The 18,062-nt window shown below is 68.8% G+C and carries 28 protein-coding genes; 23 read left to right on the top strand and 5 right to left on the bottom strand.

Annotated elements, in window-relative coordinates; all coding sequences use genetic code 11:
* Positions 1–10: 10 nt before the first annotated feature.
* Positions 11–1,039: an alpha/beta hydrolase family protein gene (locus HFP48_RS18835; protein ID WP_044476578.1), complete on the top strand. Its 1,029-nt coding sequence runs from the start codon at positions 11–13 to the stop codon at positions 1,037–1,039.
* A gap of 74 nt (positions 1,040–1,113) precedes the next feature.
* On the opposite strand, the gene HFP48_RS18830 is transcribed toward HFP48_RS18835, so the two are convergent.
* The 5 genes from HFP48_RS18830 to HFP48_RS18810 form a co-directional block, all read right to left on the bottom strand.
* On the bottom strand, positions 1,114–2,088 hold the full coding sequence (locus HFP48_RS18830; protein WP_006947138.1) for an alpha/beta fold hydrolase: 975 nt from the start codon (positions 2,086–2,088) through the stop codon (positions 1,114–1,116).
* A gap of 118 nt (positions 2,089–2,206) precedes the next feature.
* A complete protein-coding gene (locus HFP48_RS18825; RefSeq protein ID WP_006947142.1) occupies positions 2,207–3,064 on the bottom strand; it encodes an ABC transporter permease in 858 nt (285 codons plus the stop codon).
* 7 nt (positions 3,065–3,071) lie between these two features.
* A complete protein-coding gene (locus HFP48_RS18820; RefSeq protein WP_050035539.1) occupies positions 3,072–3,923 on the bottom strand; it encodes an ABC transporter permease in 852 nt (283 codons plus the stop codon).
* Positions 3,920–4,921 (bottom strand): daunorubicin resistance protein DrrA family ABC transporter ATP-binding protein, encoded by a 1,002-nt coding sequence (locus HFP48_RS18815; protein WP_006947144.1) that lies wholly within the window; start codon positions 4,919–4,921, stop codon positions 3,920–3,922. Before HFP48_RS18815 ends, HFP48_RS18820 begins: the two co-directional genes overlap by 4 nt.
* A 131-nt stretch (positions 4,922–5,052) precedes the next feature.
* Positions 5,053–5,748 carry a GntR family transcriptional regulator gene (locus HFP48_RS18810; protein WP_006947145.1) on the bottom strand — a complete coding sequence of 232 codons (696 nt, stop codon included), beginning with the start codon at positions 5,746–5,748 and terminating at the stop codon, positions 5,053–5,055.
* A gap of 142 nt (positions 5,749–5,890) precedes the next feature.
* On the opposite strand from HFP48_RS18810, the gene HFP48_RS18805 reads away from it, so the two are divergent.
* The 22 genes from HFP48_RS18805 (at position 5,891) to rplO (ending at position 17,817) form a co-directional block, all read left to right on the top strand.
* The gene (locus HFP48_RS18805) at positions 5,891–7,555 is read left to right on the top strand and encodes an amidase (RefSeq protein WP_210432765.1); all 1,665 of its coding nucleotides are present in this window, start codon (positions 5,891–5,893) and stop codon (positions 7,553–7,555) included.
* Positions 7,556–7,989: 434 nt separating this feature from the next.
* Entirely contained in the window at positions 7,990–8,295 is a 306-nt protein-coding gene (gene rpsJ / locus HFP48_RS18800) for a 30S ribosomal protein S10 (RefSeq protein ID WP_003938093.1), read from the top strand.
* 45 nt (positions 8,296–8,340) lie between these two features.
* On the top strand, positions 8,341–8,994 hold the full coding sequence (gene rplC, locus HFP48_RS18795) for a 50S ribosomal protein L3 (RefSeq protein ID WP_006947147.1): 654 nt from the start codon (positions 8,341–8,343) through the stop codon (positions 8,992–8,994).
* Positions 8,991–9,674, top strand: a complete 684-nt coding sequence (gene rplD, locus HFP48_RS18790; protein WP_006947148.1) for a 50S ribosomal protein L4 — start codon at positions 8,991–8,993, stop codon at positions 9,672–9,674. The genes rplC and rplD overlap by 4 nt, the downstream gene beginning before the upstream one ends.
* Positions 9,671–9,976, top strand: coding sequence for a 50S ribosomal protein L23 (gene rplW / locus HFP48_RS18785; RefSeq protein WP_003938090.1), 306 nt, complete (start codon positions 9,671–9,673; stop codon positions 9,974–9,976). The genes rplD and rplW overlap by 4 nt, the downstream gene beginning before the upstream one ends.
* A gap of 37 nt (positions 9,977–10,013) precedes the next feature.
* Positions 10,014–10,847, top strand: a complete 834-nt coding sequence (gene rplB / locus HFP48_RS18780; protein WP_003938089.1) for a 50S ribosomal protein L2 — start codon at positions 10,014–10,016, stop codon at positions 10,845–10,847.
* Between the two features lie 19 nt (positions 10,848–10,866).
* Positions 10,867–11,148 carry a 30S ribosomal protein S19 gene (gene rpsS / locus HFP48_RS18775; protein ID WP_003938088.1) on the top strand — a complete coding sequence of 94 codons (282 nt, stop codon included), beginning with the start codon at positions 10,867–10,869 and terminating at the stop codon, positions 11,146–11,148.
* Complete coding sequence (rplV, locus tag HFP48_RS18770) at positions 11,145–11,570, top strand: 50S ribosomal protein L22 (RefSeq protein WP_037201025.1); 426 nt, start codon at positions 11,145–11,147, stop codon at positions 11,568–11,570. The genes rpsS and rplV overlap by 4 nt, the downstream gene beginning before the upstream one ends.
* Positions 11,570–12,367, top strand: a complete 798-nt coding sequence (gene rpsC, locus HFP48_RS18765; protein WP_003938086.1) for a 30S ribosomal protein S3 — start codon at positions 11,570–11,572, stop codon at positions 12,365–12,367. The genes rplV and rpsC overlap by 1 nt, the downstream gene beginning before the upstream one ends.
* A 3-nt stretch (positions 12,368–12,370) precedes the next feature.
* Positions 12,371–12,787 carry a 50S ribosomal protein L16 gene (gene rplP / locus HFP48_RS18760; RefSeq protein ID WP_006947154.1) on the top strand — a complete coding sequence of 139 codons (417 nt, stop codon included), beginning with the start codon at positions 12,371–12,373 and terminating at the stop codon, positions 12,785–12,787.
* Positions 12,787–13,023 carry a 50S ribosomal protein L29 gene (gene rpmC, locus HFP48_RS18755; RefSeq protein ID WP_003938084.1) on the top strand — a complete coding sequence of 79 codons (237 nt, stop codon included), beginning with the start codon at positions 12,787–12,789 and terminating at the stop codon, positions 13,021–13,023. Before rplP ends, rpmC begins: the two co-directional genes overlap by 1 nt.
* Entirely contained in the window at positions 13,020–13,304 is a 285-nt protein-coding gene (gene rpsQ / locus HFP48_RS18750; protein WP_026137932.1) for a 30S ribosomal protein S17, read from the top strand. Before rpmC ends, rpsQ begins: the two co-directional genes overlap by 4 nt.
* 206 nt (positions 13,305–13,510) lie before the next feature.
* Complete coding sequence (rplN, locus tag HFP48_RS18745; protein ID WP_006947156.1) at positions 13,511–13,879, top strand: 50S ribosomal protein L14; 369 nt, start codon at positions 13,511–13,513, stop codon at positions 13,877–13,879.
* Entirely contained in the window at positions 13,879–14,196 is a 318-nt protein-coding gene (gene rplX, locus HFP48_RS18740) for a 50S ribosomal protein L24 (protein ID WP_006947157.1), read from the top strand. Before rplN ends, rplX begins: the two co-directional genes overlap by 1 nt.
* Before the next feature lies 1 nt (position 14,197).
* A complete protein-coding gene (gene rplE / locus HFP48_RS18735) occupies positions 14,198–14,764 on the top strand; it encodes a 50S ribosomal protein L5 (RefSeq protein ID WP_006947158.1) in 567 nt (188 codons plus the stop codon).
* A 4-nt stretch (positions 14,765–14,768) separates the two neighbouring features.
* A complete protein-coding gene (locus HFP48_RS18730; RefSeq protein ID WP_006947159.1) occupies positions 14,769–14,954 on the top strand; it encodes a type Z 30S ribosomal protein S14 in 186 nt (61 codons plus the stop codon).
* A 178-nt stretch (positions 14,955–15,132) separates the two neighbouring features.
* Entirely contained in the window at positions 15,133–15,531 is a 399-nt protein-coding gene (gene rpsH / locus HFP48_RS18725; RefSeq protein ID WP_017681442.1) for a 30S ribosomal protein S8, read from the top strand.
* 14 nt (positions 15,532–15,545) lie between these two features.
* Positions 15,546–16,085, top strand: coding sequence for a 50S ribosomal protein L6 (gene rplF / locus HFP48_RS18720; RefSeq protein ID WP_006947161.1), 540 nt, complete (start codon positions 15,546–15,548; stop codon positions 16,083–16,085).
* A 2-nt stretch (positions 16,086–16,087) separates the two neighbouring features.
* Complete coding sequence (gene rplR, locus HFP48_RS18715) at positions 16,088–16,495, top strand: 50S ribosomal protein L18 (RefSeq protein WP_029544906.1); 408 nt, start codon at positions 16,088–16,090, stop codon at positions 16,493–16,495.
* Between the two features lie 31 nt (positions 16,496–16,526).
* Positions 16,527–17,177 (top strand): 30S ribosomal protein S5, encoded by a 651-nt coding sequence (rpsE, locus tag HFP48_RS18710; RefSeq protein WP_006947163.1) that lies wholly within the window; start codon positions 16,527–16,529, stop codon positions 17,175–17,177.
* Positions 17,177–17,377: a 50S ribosomal protein L30 gene (rpmD, locus tag HFP48_RS18705; RefSeq protein ID WP_006947165.1), complete on the top strand. Its 201-nt coding sequence runs from the start codon at positions 17,177–17,179 to the stop codon at positions 17,375–17,377. The genes rpsE and rpmD overlap by 1 nt, the downstream gene beginning before the upstream one ends.
* Entirely contained in the window at positions 17,374–17,817 is a 444-nt protein-coding gene (gene rplO, locus HFP48_RS18700) for a 50S ribosomal protein L15 (protein ID WP_006947166.1), read from the top strand. The genes rpmD and rplO overlap by 4 nt, the downstream gene beginning before the upstream one ends.
* Positions 17,818–18,062: the final 245 nt, after the last annotated feature.

Here is an 18,062-nt window from a genome sequence, read left to right as displayed (position 1 = left end):
CGCTCGGAGGCTGGGAACAGCCGCGATCTCGGCGGCGGTACTCGCGCTGCCGCTGTTCACGGGCGCCTCGTTCGCCTCGGCCGACCCGGTGGCCGACACCCTGCAGCCCATCACGGCCGTCACGTCCGAGAACGGGTCGTACATCACCAGGATCGAGAACTACGGAGAGCAGCAGCTGCTCGTCTGGGTCTACTCGGCGTCCATGGACGAGGAGATCCTGCTGGACGTGTGGCGCCCGGCCGACACCAGCAAGCCCGCGCCGACGCTGTACCTGCTCAACGGTGCCGGCGGCGGCGAGGACATGGCCACCTGGCGGGGTCGCACCGATGCGATCGAGTTCTTCAAGGACAAGCACGTCAACGTCGTCTCGCCCGTCGGCGGCATGTTCAGCTACTACACCGACTGGAAGAACCCCGATCCCAAGCTCGGCGTGAACAAGTGGGAGACCTTCCTGACCAAGGAGATCCCGCCGCTGGTCGACGGTGCGCTCGGCACCACCGGCGTCAACGCGATCGCGGGCATCTCCACCTCGGGCACCTCGGTGTTCCAGCTGCCTCTCGCCGCGCCGGGACTGTACCGGGGTGTCGCCGCCTACAGCGGCTGCGCGCAGACCTCCGATCCGATCGGCCAGCAGTTCGTCAAGACCACGGTCGAGACGTGGGGCAGCGGCGACACCGAGAACATGTGGGGACCGACGAACGACCCGACGTGGGCGGAGAAAGATCCCTACGTCAACGCCGAGAAGCTGCGCGGGCTCGAGATGTACATCTCCAACGGCAGCGGTCTGCCCGGTCCGTACGACACGCTGACCGGACCGGAGATCGACGGGGACGCCGGTGTCCTGGCGAACCAGATCGTCGTCGGTGGCGTCATCGAGGCCGCCACCAACTACTGCACCCACAACCTGAAGAACCGGCTCGATACGCTCGGCATCCCCGCCACCTACAACTTCCGCGAGACCGGAACCCACTCGTGGGGCTACTGGCAGGACGACCTGAAGGACTCGTGGCCCGTGCTGCAGCGGGCCCTCGGGGTCTGACACCCGGCGCGGTGAGCATGCGAACGGCCCCTCCCGCCGGGAGGGGCCGTTCGCATGCCGGGGATCTACGGGTGTCAGCCGGCGGGCGGCGCCGTGCAGGGCGCGGGCACGGTCTCGGCGTAGTGCGGATCGAGAGCCGACTTCACCAGGTGCAGCGACTCCGGAAGTTCCAGGAGGGCGAGGTGATCGGCCGGGCTGGTCGGGCACACGTCCTCGACCCACACGTTGTGCACTGCGCTGTCCGCGCCCGGTTGCAGGAACGCATTCTCCGGGGGCGTGGCCACCGTGTCCTGACGGGTGGCGATCGACGTGTAGTCGATCCCCGGCAGGGTCTCGGTTCCGGAGTTGAGCCGGGCCAGCACGCGCGATCCGATCAGCTGCTGACGACCGGCGATACCGAACACCATCTGCGCGACGCGCTCGGTGGCCCATTCCTGGTTGCCCAGCCCCAGGCGGGCGAACAGGGAATACAGCTGCTGCATCCCGTTGAAGGTGGTGCCGTGGTTGGTCGCCCCCAGCATCACCAGCTTGTCGACCTCGTTGCGGGCCGGGTCCGCCGGGTCCGCGCCGCCCTCGAACCGCAGGTACTGACGGGAGACCGGTCCACCCTGCGAGTGGCCCACGAGATCGACCCGATCGGCCCCGGTGTGAGCGCGCACCGCATCGACGAACTCGCCGAGCTGCTTTGCGGATTCCTCGATGCTCCCGACGCCCCAGATCATGAGGCCGGGGTCGACGAGCGAGCGGATGCCCCCGTAGTTCAGGGCGTAGACGCAGTAGCCGAGGTCGGCGAGCTGCGGGGCCGCCACGGCCCACGAGCTGGTCATGTCCATTCTCGTTCCGTGCACGAGAACCACCGGCCGGGGATGTTCGGGGGAGGGCACGCAGTCGAGGTTGTTCGCCCCCGCGGGGCTCGGCCCCATCGATTCGAGCAGCACCGGCAACGAGGCGGCGTCGGTGGTGTCCGCGGCGGCCGTGGGCAGCGCCGGCCCGGCGGCGGTCAGGGCGGCGGCCATCACCGCGACGGTGATCCGGCGGGCATACTTCATCGGCTTTCCTCCGAGGGGCCGCACTGCGGTGACAGTGCCGTGGCTGCAGCAGCCGTTGTGCGGCCGCGGGTCGGCGGACAGGATAACAGCCGGGGACGGCCGTTCGGGGTCGCCGAGGTCAGCCCTCCTCGGCTGCGCGCCGGTAGCCCCGGATCGCCGGAATCGTGAAGACCGCGATCATGAGGGCCGACCACATCAGCGTCTTGATCAGCGGTTCCGCGAGCGGACCGCCCATCGCCAGGGCCTTCATCGTGTCGATCGCACACGACATGGGCTGGTTCTCCACGACCGGCTGCAGCCACCTCGGATAGGCCATGACCGGCACGAACCCGGAGTTGAAGAACATCAGCAGGGTGCACGCGATCGACACCAGTTCCACGAGGGGCAGCTTGCTCGACATGGTGGCCAGGACCGTCACCATCAGGGCGAACCCGATGCCGAAGAGAACGGGGATGACGAGGATCGCGAGTCCGGCGGCGAGACCCTGGGTGAAGCGGAAGCCCAGGCCGACGCCGGCCGCCAGGATGATGAGGGTCGTGGCGAGCACACGGACGGCCTCGGCGAGCATGCGGCCCAGCAGCCCGGCCGCCCGGTGGATCGGCAGGGTGTAGAAGCGGCCGAGCAGGCCGCTCTGCCGCTCCGTGCGCAGGCCGACGGCGCTGACCACCGACCCGAACATGGCACCGACCAGGATGATCATGGGGACCGTGCCGTAGATCGCGGGCTGTCCGGTGGCGGCGGTGACCGTGTTACCCAGGACGACCCGGAACATGAGCAGGGTGAGCGCCGGGTAGACCAGCGCCTGGATCATCGTCGCGGGATCGCGCGCCCAGCGCAGCAGGAGCCGCTGGCACTGGATGCGGCTGTGCTCCCACAGGGCGCCCCACGATCGCTCCGGACGAGCGTGCTCGGGCGGCGGGAAGGTGAAGGCGGCGCCGTTGGCGTCGACGGGACGGATGTCGGGAGGTCCGTTCATCTGCCGCTCACCCCCGCCTCGTGCTGGCCCACACGGCGAGCGGGGCGAACACCAGCGCGAGACCCGCGCACCAGGCCACGGTGGGGAACAGGACCGACCACGTGACGCCGCCCTCGGCCATGTCCTGCATGGCGAACGAGAACTGCGAGATCGGCTGGTTGCGCACGAACGGCCGGATCCACTCGGGGAAGCCCTCCTCCGGGACGAAGCCGCACGAGAGCATGCCGAGAATCAGCTGCGGCAGCGTCAGGGCCTGCGCGGTGGCCTCGGGACTCTTCGACAGCGTGCCGATCGCGTCGGCGCCCAGCGACAGGACGAGGCTGATGGCCAGGGCGGTGACGCAGAACAGGACCGCCTGTGCGAATCCCGCCGAGAACCGGAAGCCGATGGCGTAGCCGAACAGGAGCGCCCCCGCCAGGGACACGACGGACCGCAGCATCGCGCTCGACATCCGCGAGATCAGCGGGACCGCGCTGAACACGGGCATGGTCTGCAACCGCGTCGTCAGTCCCGTCATCGCCTCACCCGAGGACAGCTGCGCCGCGGAGATGGCCGTGAACGCCATCGCCTGCAGGACGATGATCGGCATCAGGTACTGCGCGTAGTCGATGCCCTGCAACGACATCACGAACTTCAGCGGCAGGTAGAAGCCCAGGCCGAACACCACCGGGGTGATCGCCGCGACGACGAGTTCGCCGTACCGCGCCATGGTGCGGACCGTGCGCATCGTGAGCGCGCTCCACTGGTTGAGCACCGTCGGGTCGGCCCGGCGGTGCGAGCCCACCCGCTTCTCCGGCAGCGAGATGTTCGCGTCGTGCCGCACCCGCTGGGCGCTGATGCTCTTCGTGTGGACGGTCACGCGGGCTCTCCCGTCGTCGCGGACGTCGTGTCGGCGCCGGCCGAGTGCCCGGTCAGGCTGAGGAACACATCGTCGAGGGAGGGCCGGCGCAGGCCGATGTCGGCCAGCTCGATCCGGGTGGGGGCGAGCCGGCGCAGCGCCTCGGCGAGCGTCGCCGGGCCGTGCGGCGCTGGAATCGAGACGCGGTCGTTGCTGCCCGCGGTGGCCAGCTCGGCGCGCACGTCGGGCGGGACGAGGTTGCCGAGGGCGTGCACCACCCACGGCAGCGCGTTCGGGTCGACCGGGACGATCTCGCAGTAGCTGCCTCCCGTGGAGGCCTTGAGCTCGTTGGCCGTCCCCTCCGCCACCACGGTGCCCCGGTCGATGACGATGATGTTGTCGCTGAGCAGGTCGGCCTCCTCGAGGTACTGCGTCGTCAGCAGCACCGTGATGCCCTGCTTCTTGAGCGCACCCACCAGGGACCAGACGCCCTGCCGGCTGCGCGGATCGAGGCCGGTGGTCGGCTCGTCGAGGAAGACGACCTCGGGGCGCACGACGAGCCCGCATGCGATGTCGACGCGCCGGCGCATGCCGCCGGAGTAGTGCCGCACCGCCCGCTTACCGGCGTCCACCAGATCGAATTCGCGGAGCAGCTCGTCGGCGCGCTGGCGCGCGGCCGCGCGGTCGAGGCCCATCAGACGGCCGAACAGGATCAGGTTCTCCCGGCCCGACAGCGTCTCGTCGAGGGCGGCGTACTGGCCGGTCATCATGATCGAGCGGCGCACGGCGGCGGGGTCGCCGACCACGTCGTGCCCGGCGATCACCGCGCGCCCGCCGGTCGGGCGCAGCAGCGTGGACAGGATCTTCACCGTCGTCGTCTTGCCGGCGCCGTTGGGCCCGAGAATGCCGAGGACCGAGCCTCGTGGGGCGGAGAACGTGATGCCCTTGAGGGCATGGACGTCCCCGAACGACTTGTGCAGGTCGTCGACGAGGACCGCTTCGTCGTGGTATCTCAGCATCACTCTCCGCCGTGGAACTCTCGGTCGGCCGCTTGCGGACCCGTCGACGAGTAGATCCCGCCGTCACGCCGCGATGTTACCGGCCGGTGCCTGCGGCCCCGGTCTTCCGCGAGCGCCGGGCCGTGCGTCCGTCAGCTCCAGACGCCGATCTCGTCGAGGTGCCGGACCAGCCGGCCGGCCCCGTCGGTGAAGTGCCGGCGGGTCTCCCGGCCTGCGGAATCGCCGTCGCCGCGGCGCAGGGCGTCCACGAGGCGCTTGTGCGACGCCACCGCCGCGGCACCCCAGTCGGGGTCGGACGAGTAGAAGTGCACCGGCGTGTAGCGCGTGGCGTTGAGCAGGAACCAGGACAGCTTGCGCGCGCCGGTCGCGCGGTTGAGTGTGCGGTGGAAGGCGAACTCGAGGTCCTCGATCCGCGCCCCGTCCCCGCTGCGCACCGCTTCGGCCAGGCGTTCGTTGAGGTCGGCCAGCTCGGCCACGGTGTCTGGGGTGATCACCGCGGCCGCCCGTCGCGCCAGCTCCTCCGCGATCTGCCCCTGCAGCCAGAACAGGTCGTCGATGTCGCCCCGGCTCAACGGGGCCACGACATAGCCGCGGTGCGGGACGAGCTCCACGAGTCCCTCGCCGCGCAGTGTGAGCAAGGCCTCACGCACCGGGGTGACGCTCACGCCGAGCTCGGCCGCGGTCTCGTCCAGCCGGATGAAGTCGCCGGGCCGGACCCCACCCGACATGATGAGATTGCGGACGTGCACCGCCACGTCGTCGGACAGCTGGGGCCTGCGGCGCAGCGGCCGGGACCCGGGCGACCGGGACTGGGCAGAGGATGTCATTCGGCGCTCCTTCAGTCCCGCGTTCCGGGGCGCGGGTCGCTTCCGTTCGACGGATTATTCCGCACCGGTCGTGCGCCGTGGGGGAGGGGCGCGGGATGCGCGTGCGCTGCGGCCTCCGCTACCCGCCGTTATGGTCGGACCGGTGAGTTTCGAAACGTCACGACGTCGTTTTCTCGGAACCATGGCCGGTGGCCTCGTCGGGCTCGGCCTGATGCACCCTGCGCGCGCGGGCGCCCGGCCGGCGGCCCGGCTGCCCGATCCGGGGACCGTCCCGGTCATCGATCCGGCCCTGCTGAGCGCGGTCGAAGCGGCGAGCCTGCTGCAGTCCGGGCAGTTGCACCCGCGCGAACTCCTCGATGCCTGCCTGCGCCGTAGCCGGGACCACGACGGCGGCGTCGGCGCATGGATCCACCTCTATCCAGACCTCGCCTATGCCGCCGCCGACGCGGCGGCGACCCGGCTCAGCGCCGCCCGGGCGTCGGGCGAGCCCGTCTCGCCCGTGTGCGGGCTGCCGATCGCGCTCAAGGACCTCTTCGCGGTGGGCGGGCTCCCGCTCACCGCGTCGAGCAACGTGCTGCGGGACAACGTGGCCGCCGGGGATTCGGGGGTGTGGCGCCGGCTGCAGGAGGCCGGGGCGGTCCTGCTCGGTCACGTGCACACCGACGAGTTCGCGATCGGCGTGGTCACCCCGCAGGTGGCCAACCCGTGGAACCCGCAGTACTCCCCGGGCGGCTCGTCGGGCGGCAGCGCCGCCGCGGTGGCGGCCCGGTTCGTCCCCCTGTCGGTCGGCAGCGACACCGGCGGCTCGCTGCGGCTGCCGGCCAGCTCGTGCGGCGTCTCGGCGATCAAGCCCACGTACGGGCGGATCACCTCGCACGGGATGATCCCGCTCACCTGGACCCGGGACCACCCCGGCCCCATCGGGCACAGTCTCGCGGACGCCTCGCTGCTGCTGGGTGTCCTCGCCGGCGCGGAGGCGGACGATCCGGTGACGGCCGCCGGTCCGGGCGTGCCCGAGGGCGGCTATCCGCTGGTGCCGCCCGCCGGGACCGCGCCGCTCGCGGGCGTCCGTATCGGCGTGCCGCACGGGGCGACCGACCGGCTTGCCCCGGAGCTGCGGCGCCTGTTCGACGAGTTCCTCGCGACGGCGCGTGCGCTGGGCGCCGAAACCGTACCGGTGTCGATGCCGCACCCACCGGATTCGCTCCTGGCCGGCGACACGGCGGAGATGGGGGCCTACCACCGGCAGTTCGTGGACCGGCTCGGCGACTATCGCATCGATCTCGCACCGCTCGTGAGCGCGGCGGTGGCGTCGCTCGCACTGCCGGTGGCCGACTACTTCGGGCTCGAGCGCGACCGGCTGCGCTACCAGCACCAGTACAACGCCATGTTCCGGGACCACGATCTCGACGTGATCGCGTTGCCGGGCGCGCTCGACGACGGCTGTCCCCGCGACGCGTTCGCGGGCCTGAGCGTGCTGTCCGGGGTGGCCGGCGACGTCCAGTGGGCCAATTACACCGGCGCCCCTGCCGTTTCGTTCCCGGTCGGCCGCTCGGCGGTGACCGGGCTGCCGTTCGGTGTCCAGCTGGGCGCGCTGCCCTGGCAGGAGGCCGCGTTGATCTCGGTGGGGCTGGCCCTGCAGGAGGCGTTGCCGGTGTGGCGCGACGTGCCGCCCGTGGCGCCGGCGCCGCGCGAGCTGCCGGTGGCCACGCCGGCGGCGCCGGGACCGGGTCTCGATCCGACCAACACGCTCGGGGCGGCGGCGCCCGTGCGGACGCCCGCGACGCTGTCGACCGGAGGGTGGTGACGGTCGCGCGGCCGGGGCGAAGTTGAGAATGCCGACCGGGTCCTGCATACTGGTCGGGTTGCCTTGACCGGGTCACGGTTTTCCGCGGCTCGGAACGAGATCGAGTGACAGTCGCGGATCGAGCCTGACGGCCTGGTCGCGGCCACATGCAAGACGGAAGCAGTACCTCCCTGTACCCGTACGGGTGCATCCGGCAGGTCGATCCGTGGTGTCGAGCGTTGGTTCGACGCCGCGGAGCGAGCAGTAGGGCGACACGCCCGACCGCGTGTGCCGGAGAACAATGACAGATGAACAGCGGCATGCGGATCGGGTGCGCCCGGTCACGAAGTGTGAAGAGTGCTGTTCGCCGTCGCCGTTCGGGTGGAACTGTGCAGACGAGGTGGTTCCCGACTCGTTCGGGTACTACGAAACGCGGCAAGAAAAGGACACTAAGCGTGGCGGGACAAAAGATCCGCATCAGGCTCAAGGCCTATGACCATGAGGCGATCGACGCATCTGCGCGCAAGATCGTCGAGACGGTGACCCGCACGGGCGCCCGCGTGGTCGGCCCGGTGCCGTTGCCCACCGAAAAGAACGTGTACTGCGTCATCCGCTCGCCGCACAAGTACAAGGACTCGCGCGAGCACTTCGAGATGCGGACTCACAAGCGGCTGATCGACATCCTCGACCCGACGCCCAAGACCGTCGACGCGCTCATGCGCATCGACCTCCCGGCGAGCGTCGACGTCAACATTCAGTGACTTTCGAGACCAGCGAGCTTGTAGAAGACGCAGCGGAGACAACACATGACTAACCAGATCAAGGGAATCCTGGGCACCAAGCTCGGCATGACCCAGGTCTTCGACGAGAACAACCGGGTCGTTCCGGTCACCGTCGTCAAGGCCGGACCGAACGTGGTCACCCAGATCCGCACCGAGGAGCGCGACGGCTACAGCGCCGTGCAGCTCGCCTACGGTGCGATCGACCCGCGCAAGGTCACCAAGCCGGTCGCCGGCCAGTTCGCCAAGGCGGGTGTCACCCCTCGCCGCCACATCGTCGAGCTTCGCGTCGACGACACCGAGGGCTTCGAGATCGGCCAGGAACTGACCGCCGAGGTCTTCGAGGACGGCGCATTCGTCGACGTCACCGGCACCTCCAAGGGCAAGGGCTTCGCCGGCACCATGAAGCGCCACGGCTTCGCCGGCCAGGGCGCCTCGCACGGTGCGCAGGCTGTGCACCGTCGTCCGGGCTCCATCGGTGGCTGCGCCACCCCGGGCCGCGTGTTCAAGGGAACCCGCATGTCCGGGCGCATGGGTAGCGACCGCATCACGACGCAGAACCTCTCGGTCCACAAGGTGGACGCCGAGAACGGCCTGCTGCTGATCAAGGGTGCGATCCCGGGCCGCAAGGGCGGCGTCGTGATCGTCAAGACCGCAGTGAAGGGTGGTGCACGGGCATGACCAGCACCGAGACCGCAACCAAGCTGACGCTCGACGTCAAGGCCCCCGGCGGCCAGACCAACGGCACCGTCGATCTCCCCGCCGAGATCTTCGACGCCCCCGCGAACATCGCGCTGCTCCACCAGGTGGTTGTCGCGCAGCTCGCCGCGGCTCGCCAGGGCACGCACGCCACCAAGACCCGCGGCGAGGTCCGCGGCGGTGGCCGGAAGCCGTACCGCCAGAAGGGCACCGGCCGCGCCCGCCAGGGTTCGACCCGCGCGCCGCAGTTCGCCGGCGGTGGCACCGTGCACGGCCCGCAGCCGCGCGACTACAGCCAGCGCACCCCCAAGAAGATGAAGGCCGCCGCCCTCCGCGGTGCCCTCTCCGACCGGGCCCGCAACGAGCGCATCCACGTGATCACCGAGCTCGTGGCCGGACAGACGCCGTCGACCAAGGGCGCGCGCACCTTCCTCGCGGAGCTGACCGATCGCAGGAACCTGCTCCTCGTCGTCGGCCGTGAGGATCTCGCGGCGTGGAAGAGCGTGCAGAACCTGCAGAACGTGCACGCGATCGCTCCGGACCAGCTGAACACCTACGACGTGCTCTACAGCGACGACGTCGTGTTCAGCGTCGAGGCGCTCGACACGTTCATCCACGGGCCGGCCGAGTCCGCCCAGGCAGAGAAGGAGGAGAGCAAGTGAGCACGATCGCGGATCCGCGCGACATCCTGCTGGCTCCGGTCATCTCCGAGAAGTCCTACGGGCTGATGGAGGAAGGCACCTACACCTTCCTGGTGCACCCGGACTCGAACAAGACGCAGATCAAGATTGCCGTCGAGAAGGTCTTCGGCGTCAAGGTGACCAGCGTCAACACCGCCAACCGTCAGGGCAAGCGCAAGCGGACCCGGTTCGGTTACGGCAAGCGCAAGGACACCAAGCGCGCGCTCGTGACCCTGTCGGCCGACAGCAAGCCCATCGAGATCTTCGGAGGGCCGGTCGCGTAGGCGGCCGGGTCTCGAGAGATAGAGGACGAGAAGACTCATGGCAATTCGTAAGTACAAGCCGACAACCCCGGGTCGGCGCGGCGCGAGTGTCTCGGACTTCGCCGAGATCACCCGCTCGACGCCCGAGAAGTCGCTGGTTCGCCCGCTGCACGGCCGCGGTGGTCGGAACGCGCACGGCCGCATCACCACCCGTCACAAGGGTGGCGGACACAAGCGTGCCTACCGCCTGATCGACTTCCGCCGCAACGACAAGGACGGCATCCCGGCCAAGGTCGCTCACATCGAGTACGACCCCAACCGCACCGCCCGCATCGCGCTGCTGCACTACGTGGACGGCGAGAAGCGCTACATCATCGCCCCCAAGGGCCTGGTGCAGGGCGCCCCGGTCGAGTCCGGCCCGCAGGCCGACATCAAGCCCGGCAACAACCTGCCGCTGCGCAACATCCCGACCGGTACCACCATCCACGCGGTGGAACTGCGTCCGGGCGGCGGCGCCAAGATGGCCCGCTCCGCCGGCGCCAGCATCCAGCTGCTCGGTAAGGAAGGCACCTACGCCACCCTGCGTATGCCCTCCGGTGAGATCCGTCGCGTCGACGTGCGCTGCCGCGCCACCGTCGGCGAGGTCGGCAACGCCGAGCAGTCGAACATCAACTGGGGCAAGGCCGGCCGCATGCGCTGGAAGGGCAAGCGCCCGACCGTCCGTGGTGTGGTCATGAACCCGGTCGACCACCCGCACGGCGGTGGTGAGGGCAAGACCTCGGGTGGTCGCCACCCGGTCAGCCCGTGGGGCAAGCCCGAGGGCCGCACCCGCAAGAACAAGGCGTCCGACAAGCTCATCGTCCGTCGTCGCCGTACCGGCAAGAAGCGCTAGTCAAGGAGGGAGTTAGAGAATGCCACGCAGCCTCAAGAAGGGCCCGTTCGTCGACGACCACCTCCTGGCGAAGGTCGATACGCAGAACGAAAAGGGCACCAAGCAGGTCATCAAGACCTGGTCGCGCCGTTCCACCATTCTGCCCGACTTCATCGGTCACACGTTCGCCGTCCACGACGGTCGCAAGCACGTGCCGGTGTTCGTCTCGGAGTCGATGGTCGGCCACAAGCTCGGCGAGTTCGCGCCGACCCGTACGTTCAAGGGCCACATCAAGGACGACCGGAAGAGCAAGCGCCGATGAGCAACGCGAAGAGCTCGGCACAGCTGAGCACCGAAACACCCGCAAACAGCGCTCGGGCTGTTGCGCGCCACGTGCGCGTGACCCCGATGAAGGCGCGCCGCGTCGTCGACATCGTCCGGGGCAAGTCCGTGGACGAGGCTCTGTCGATCCTGAAGTTCGCACCGCAGGCCGCGGCCGAGCCGGTCGCCAAGGTGATCGCGAGCGCCGCCGCGAACGCGCAGAACAACCTCGACCTCGACCCGAGCACGCTTGTCGTCGCGACGGCGTACGTCGACGAGGGCGCGACCCTCAAGCGGTTCCAGCCGCGCGCCCAGGGCCGTGCATTCCGCATCCGCAAGCGGACGAGCCACATCACCGTGATCGTCGAGAGCAAGGCGCCTGCGTCTGCTGGAAACCGTAACCGCCGGAAGGGAGCTCAGTAGTGGGCCAGAAGATCAACCCGCACGGCTTCCGTCTGGGCATCACCACCGACTGGAAGTCGCGCTGGTACGCCGACAAGCAGTACGCGGAGTACGTGAAGGAAGACGTCGCGATCCGCAAGTTCCTGGCCACCGGCCTCGAGCGTGCCGGCATCGCCAAGGTCGAGATCGAGCGCACCCGCGACCGTGTGCGTGTGGACATCCACACCGCGCGTCCGGGCATCGTCATCGGCCGTCGCGGCGCCGAGGCCGATCGCATCCGCGCCGAGCTCGAGAAGCTGACCGGCAAGCAGGTTCAGCTGAACATCCTCGAGGTCAAGAACGCCGAGTCCGAGGCTCAGCTGGTGGCGCAGGGCGTCGCCGAGCAGCTCTCGAACCGCGTCGCGTTCCGTCGCGCCATGCGCAAGGCCATCCAGTCGGCCATGCGCCAGCCCAACGTCAAGGGCATCCGGGTGCAGTGCTCGGGCCGCCTCGGCGGCGCCGAGATGTCCCGCTCGGAGTTCTACCGCGAGGGCCGGGTCCCGCTGCACACGCTGCGCGCGGACATCGACTACGGCCTGTACGAGGCGAAGACCACCTTCGGCCGCATCGGCGTGAAGGTCTGGATCTACAAGGGCGACATCGTCGGTGGCCGTCGTGAGCTGGCCGCTGCGGCCGCCGCCCCGGCCGACCGCCCCCGTCGCGAGCGTCCGAGCCGTCCCCGTCGCTCCGGTGCCTCGGGCACCACCGCGACGAGCACCGACGCCGGCCGCGCCGCCTCCGCCGATGCACCCGCTCCGACCGAGAATCAGGAGGGCTGACGCATGTTGATCCCACGGCGGGTCAAGCACCGCAAGCAGCACCACCCGAGCCGCTCGGGTGCCGCCAAGGGTGGGACCCAGGTGACCTTCGGTGACTACGGCATCCAGGCTCTCGAGCCGGCCTACATCACCAACCGGCAGATCGAGTCCGCTCGTATCGCCATGACCCGGCACATCAAGCGTGGCGGCAAGATCTGGATCAACATCTTCCCGGATCGCCCCCTCACCAAGAAGCCGGCCGAGACCCGCATGGGTTCCGGTAAGGGCTCGCCCGAGTGGTGGGTCGCGAACGTCAAGCCCGGACGGGTGATGTTCGAGATGAGCTACCCGAACGAGGAGATTGCCCGCGAGGCCCTTCGGCGCGCGATGCACAAGCTCCCGTGCAAGTGCAGGATCGTGACGAGGGAGGAGCAGTTCTGATGGCTACCGGAACCCCCGCCACAGAGCTCCGCGAGCTGACCGAGGAAGAGCTGGTCACCAAGCTCCGCGAAGCGAAGGAAGAGCTGTTCAACCTTCGTTTCCAGATGGCCACCGGCCAGCTGGACAACAACCGCCGGCTGCGCGTCGTGCGCAACGAGATCGCTCGCATCTACACGGTGCTGCGTGAGCGCGAGCTCGGCCTGGCCTCCGGCCCGGATGCGGGTGACGCGGCATGAGTGAGGAAAAGGCAGTGACCCAGAAGGAAGAGCGCGCCAGCCGCAAGGTCCGCATCGGCTACGTCGTCTCCGACAAGATGGAGAAGACGATCGTGGTCGAGCTCGAGGACCGGGTGAAGCACCCGCTGTACGGCAAGATCATCCGCCGTACCACCAAGGTGAAGGCGCACGACGAGAACGGCGTGGCCGGCATCGGCGACCGCGTGCAGCTGATGGAGACCCGTCCGCTGTCCGCGACCAAGCGGTGGCGTCTGGTCGAGGTGCTCGAGAAGGCCAAGTAAGGCCTCCTCCACCCCCCGCCGCGGGGGTGACGAAGGGACCCAGTACGATGGTGGGGTTGTCTCGAGCGGCCTGCTTCAGGCAGCGCCGGGACAGCCCCACCTTCGTGGGTACGGACCGTGCACGTCGGGTCGGAAATCCGCCGTGCAGACAGAAAAGGGTGCACGCACCCGGATCTGTCGAATTCAGCCAGGTCAAGGAGAAGTAAGTGATCCAGCAGGAGTCGCGACTGCGCGTCGCCGACAACACGGGTGCCAAGGAGATTCTCTGCATCCGCGTTCTCGGTGGCTCGTCCCGTCGCTACGCCGGTATCGGTGACATCATCGTCGCCACCGTGAAGGACGCGATCCCCGGTGGCAACGTCAAGCGTGGTGACGTCGTCAAGGCTGTCGTCGTGCGCACCTCCAAGGAGCGCCGCCGGCCGGACGGCTCGTACATCAAGTTCGACGAGAACGCCGCCGTCATCATCAAGGGTGACAACGACCCGCGCGGCACCCGCATCTTCGGCCCCGTCGGCCGTGAGCTGCGCGACAAGCGGTTCATGAAGATCGTCTCGCTCGCTCCGGAGGTGCTGTGATGAAGGTGCACAAGGGCGACACCGTGCTCGTCATCTCGGGCAAGGACAAGGGTGCCAAGGGCAAGGTCATCGCGGCCTACCCGAAGGAGAACCGGGTCCTCGTCGAGGGCGTGAACCGGATCAAGAAGCACACGGCGGTCTCGGCCAACGAGCGCGGCGCCTCCTCCGGGGGCATCGTGACGCAGGAGGCCCCGATCCACGTTTCCAACGTCGCTGTCATCGACTCGGACGGCAACCCCACCCGGGTGGGCTACCGGACCGACGAGGAAACCGGCAAGCGCGTTCGGATTTCCCGGAAGAACGGGAAGGACATCTGACATGACCACCACCGAGAACAAGACCGCACCGCGTCTGAAGACCCGGTACCGCGAGGAGATCCGCGACGCGCTGAACGCGGAGTTCGACTACGCGAACGTCATGCAGATCCCCGGCGTCGTGAAGGTCGTCGTCAACATGGGTGTCGGTGACGCCGCCCGCGACGCGAAGCTGATCAACGGCGCCGTCGCCGACCTGGCCCTGATCACCGGCCAGAAGCCGGAGATCCGCAAGGCCCGCAAGTCGATCGCGCAGTTCAAGCTCCGTGAGGGCATGCCGATCGGTGCGCGCGTCACGCTGCGCGGCGACCGCATGTGGGAGTTCCTGGACCGCCTGGTCTCCATCGCGCTGCCCCGTATCCGGGACTTCCGTGGCCTCAACGGCAACCAGTTCGACGGCAACGGCAACTACACGTTCGGCCTGAACGAGCAGTCGATGTTCCACGAGATCGACGTGGACAAGATCGATCGCCCGCGCGGCATGGACATCACCGTCGTCACGACCGCCACCAACAACGAAGAAGGCCGTGCCCTGCTGAAGCACCTCGGCTTCCCGTTCAAGGAGAACTGAGCCCATGGCTAAGAAGGCACTGGTCAACAAGGCCAACAAGAAGCCGAAGTTCGCGGTGCGCGCCTACACCCGCTGCCAGCGTTGCGGGCGCCCCCACGCGGTGTTCCGCAAGTTCGGTCTCTGCCGCGTCTGCCTCCGTGAGATGGCACACCGCGGTGAGCTTCCCGGAGTTCACAAGAGCTCCTGGTGACGTGAACGGTGGGTGACCGCAGGGTCACCCACCGTCACTACTGTCAGGGGCCGGTCGCATCCGCGTCCGGTCCGCATGAAACCAAGTTCGTCGTAGGCCCACGGCCGGCGCACCGGTGATTCGTCACCACTGCCGGTGTTGCATGGGAACCGCAACGAGAAAGGTGAACAGGTCAGCCATGACCATGACCGACCCCATCGCAGACTTCTTGACGCGTCTGCGCAACGCCAACACGGCGTACCACGACGAGGTGAAGCTTCCCCACTCGAAGATCAAGGCGAACATCGCCGAGATCCTCAAGCGTGAGGGCTACATCGCCGACTTCCGCACCGAGGATGCCGAGGTGGGCAAGACCCTCGTCGTCGACCTCAAGTACGGCCCTTCCCGTGAGCGCAGCCTCGCCGGTGTGCGCCGCGTGTCGAAGCCCGGCCTGCGCGTGTACGCGAAATCCACCAACCTGCCCAAGGTCCTGGGCGGCCTCGGCGTGGCGATCATCTCCACGTCCTCCGGCCTGCTCACCGATCGCCAGGCGGCCAAGCAGGGAGTGGGCGGGGAAGTCCTCGCCTACGTCTGGTAAGGGAGGCCACCACAATGTCGCGTATTGGAAAGCTTCCGGTCACCGTCCCCTCGGGTGTCGAGGTGACCATCGACGGCCAGGACGTCGCAGTGAAGGGCCCCAAGGGCAACCTCTCGCTGACCATCGCCGAGCCGATCACCATCGCCAAGGGTGAGGACGGCGCGCTCAACGTGAGCCGTCCGAACGACGAGCGCCGCAGCCGTGCGCTGCACGGCTTGTCGCGCACCCTCGTGCAGAACCTCATCGACGGTGTCACCCAGGGGTACACCACGAAGATGGAGATCCACGGCGTCGGTTACCGCGTCGCGCTCAAGGGCAAGGACCTCGAGTTCTCGCTCGGCTACAGCCACCCGGTCCCGATCGAGGCCCCCGAGGGCATCACGTTCGCGGTCGAGTCGCCGACGAAGTTCTCGATCTCGGGCATCGACAAGCAGAAGGTCGGCCAGATCGCGGCCAACATCCGCCGGCTGCGCAAGTCCGACCCGTACAAGGGCAAGGGCATCCGCTACGAGGGCGAGCAGGTGCGCCGCAAGGTCGGAAAGACGGGTAAGTGATCATGAGCCAGACCGAGAACCAGAAGGCCAAGCGGATTCCGCTCGGCAAGGACGCGTCCACCCGGCGTCGGCTGTCGAAGCAGCGTCGGCACTTCCGTCTGCGCAAGAAGGTCGCCGGCACCGCCGAGCGTCCCCGTCTCGTCGTGAACCGGTCCTCGCGCCACATCCACGCCCAGCTGGTGGACGACCTGACGGGCACCACCCTGGCGGCGGCCTCGACCGTCGAGCCGGACGTGCGTGCGGTCGAGGGCGACAAGAAGGCGCGCGGCGCCAAGGTCGGTCAGCTGCTCGCCGAGCGTGCCAAGGCTGCCGGCGTGGAGGCCGTGGTCTTCGACCGCGGCGGCCACACCTACAGCGGCCGGATCGCGGCCCTCGCAGACGCGGCTCGCGAAAGCGGGTTGAAGTTCTGATGACCATCTCTTCGAACGGAAGGAACGCCTGATGCCGGGACGTCAGCGGCGTGACGGCGGCAACGGCCCCGCCGGACAGAATGGCCCCAACACCGGGGACCAGCGTGGTGGTCGCGACCGCCGCGATCGTGACTCGCGTGGCGGCGGTGCCGCCGAGAAGTCGAACTACATCGAGCGTGTCGTCTCGATCAACCGTGTGTCGAAGGTCGTCAAGGGCGGCCGTCGCTTCAGCTTCACCGCGCTGGTGATCGTGGGCGACGGCAACGGCCTGGTCGGCGTCGGCTACGGCAAGGCCAAGGAAGTTCCCGCGGCCATCCAGAAGGGTGTCGAGGAAGCGCGCAAGGGCTTCTTCCGCGTCCCGCTCATCGGCTCCACCGTCACCCACCCGGTGCAGGGTGAGGCCGCGGCGGGTGTCGTCATGCTGCGTCCGGCCTCGCCGGGTACCGGTGTGATCGCCGGTGGCGCGGTGCGTGCCGTGCTCGAATGCGCGGGCATCCACGACATCCTGTCGAAGTCGCTCGGTAGCGACAACGCCATCAACGTCGTGCACGCCACCGTGGCCGCCCTCAAGCAGCTGCAGCGCCCCGAGGAAGTCGCGGCTCGCCGCGGTCTGCCCCTCGAGGACGTCGCACCTGCGGGCATGCTGCGCGCCCGGGCACAGGCTGCTGGGAGCGTGAAGTAATGGCAGAGCTGAAGATCACGCAGGTCAAGAGCACCATCGGCGCCAAGTCGAACCAGCGCGACAGCCTGCGCACCCTCGGTCTGCGGAAGATCCGCCAGTCCGTGGTCCGCGAGGACAACGCGCAGAACCGCGGCTTGATCAACGTGGTGCGTCACCTCGTCGTTGTCGAGGAAGTCACTGCTGAGGAGGCCTCCAAGTGACCATCAAGCTGCACCACCTGCGCCCGGCCCCGGGCGCGAAGACGGACAAGACCCGCGTCGGCCGCGGTGAGGGTTCGAAGGGCAAGACCGCCGGTCGCGGTACGAAGGGCACCAAGGCGCGCAAGAACGTCTCGGCGGCCTTCGAGGGTGGCCAGATGCCGCTGCACATGCGGCTGCCGAAGCTCAAGGGCTTCAAGAACGCCTTCCGCACCGAATACCAGGTCGTCAATGTCGGCGACATCGCCCGCCTGTTCCCCGAGGGTGGCCAGGTCGGCGTCGACGAGCTCGTCGCCAAGGGCGCGGTTCGCAAGAACCAGCTCGTGAAGGTCCTCGGCGAGGGCGAGCTCACGGTTGCCGTGCAGGTGACCGCGAACAAGTTCTCCGGTTCCGCCAAGGAGAAGATCGCCGCTGCCGGCGGCACCGCGACCGAACTGGCCTGACCGGTTCGCTCGTGCGTGACGCACAGCTCGAGAACGGCCGCACTGCAGCACGTCCCGCAGTGCGGCCGTTCGGCGTTCGCACCCCACCGCATGCCGCGCGGCGGAGCACATCCGCCGCGCGTGCGAGCCGCCCCGACCCGGCGCCACGGCACCGGTCCGGGGCGCGCTGCTAGAGTTCAAGAGTTGTCGACCGTCGGACCCCGCGCGTCGATCCACAGTCTCCCGTTTCGCCCTGCCAGGAGGAT

Source organism: Rhodococcus sp. DMU1, from assembly GCF_012272955.1.
GTDB lineage: Bacteria > Actinomycetota > Actinomycetes > Mycobacteriales > Mycobacteriaceae > Rhodococcus > Rhodococcus aetherivorans.
Note: the sequence above shows the minus strand (reverse complement) of the source record. Positions and strands in the feature narration are given on the sequence as shown.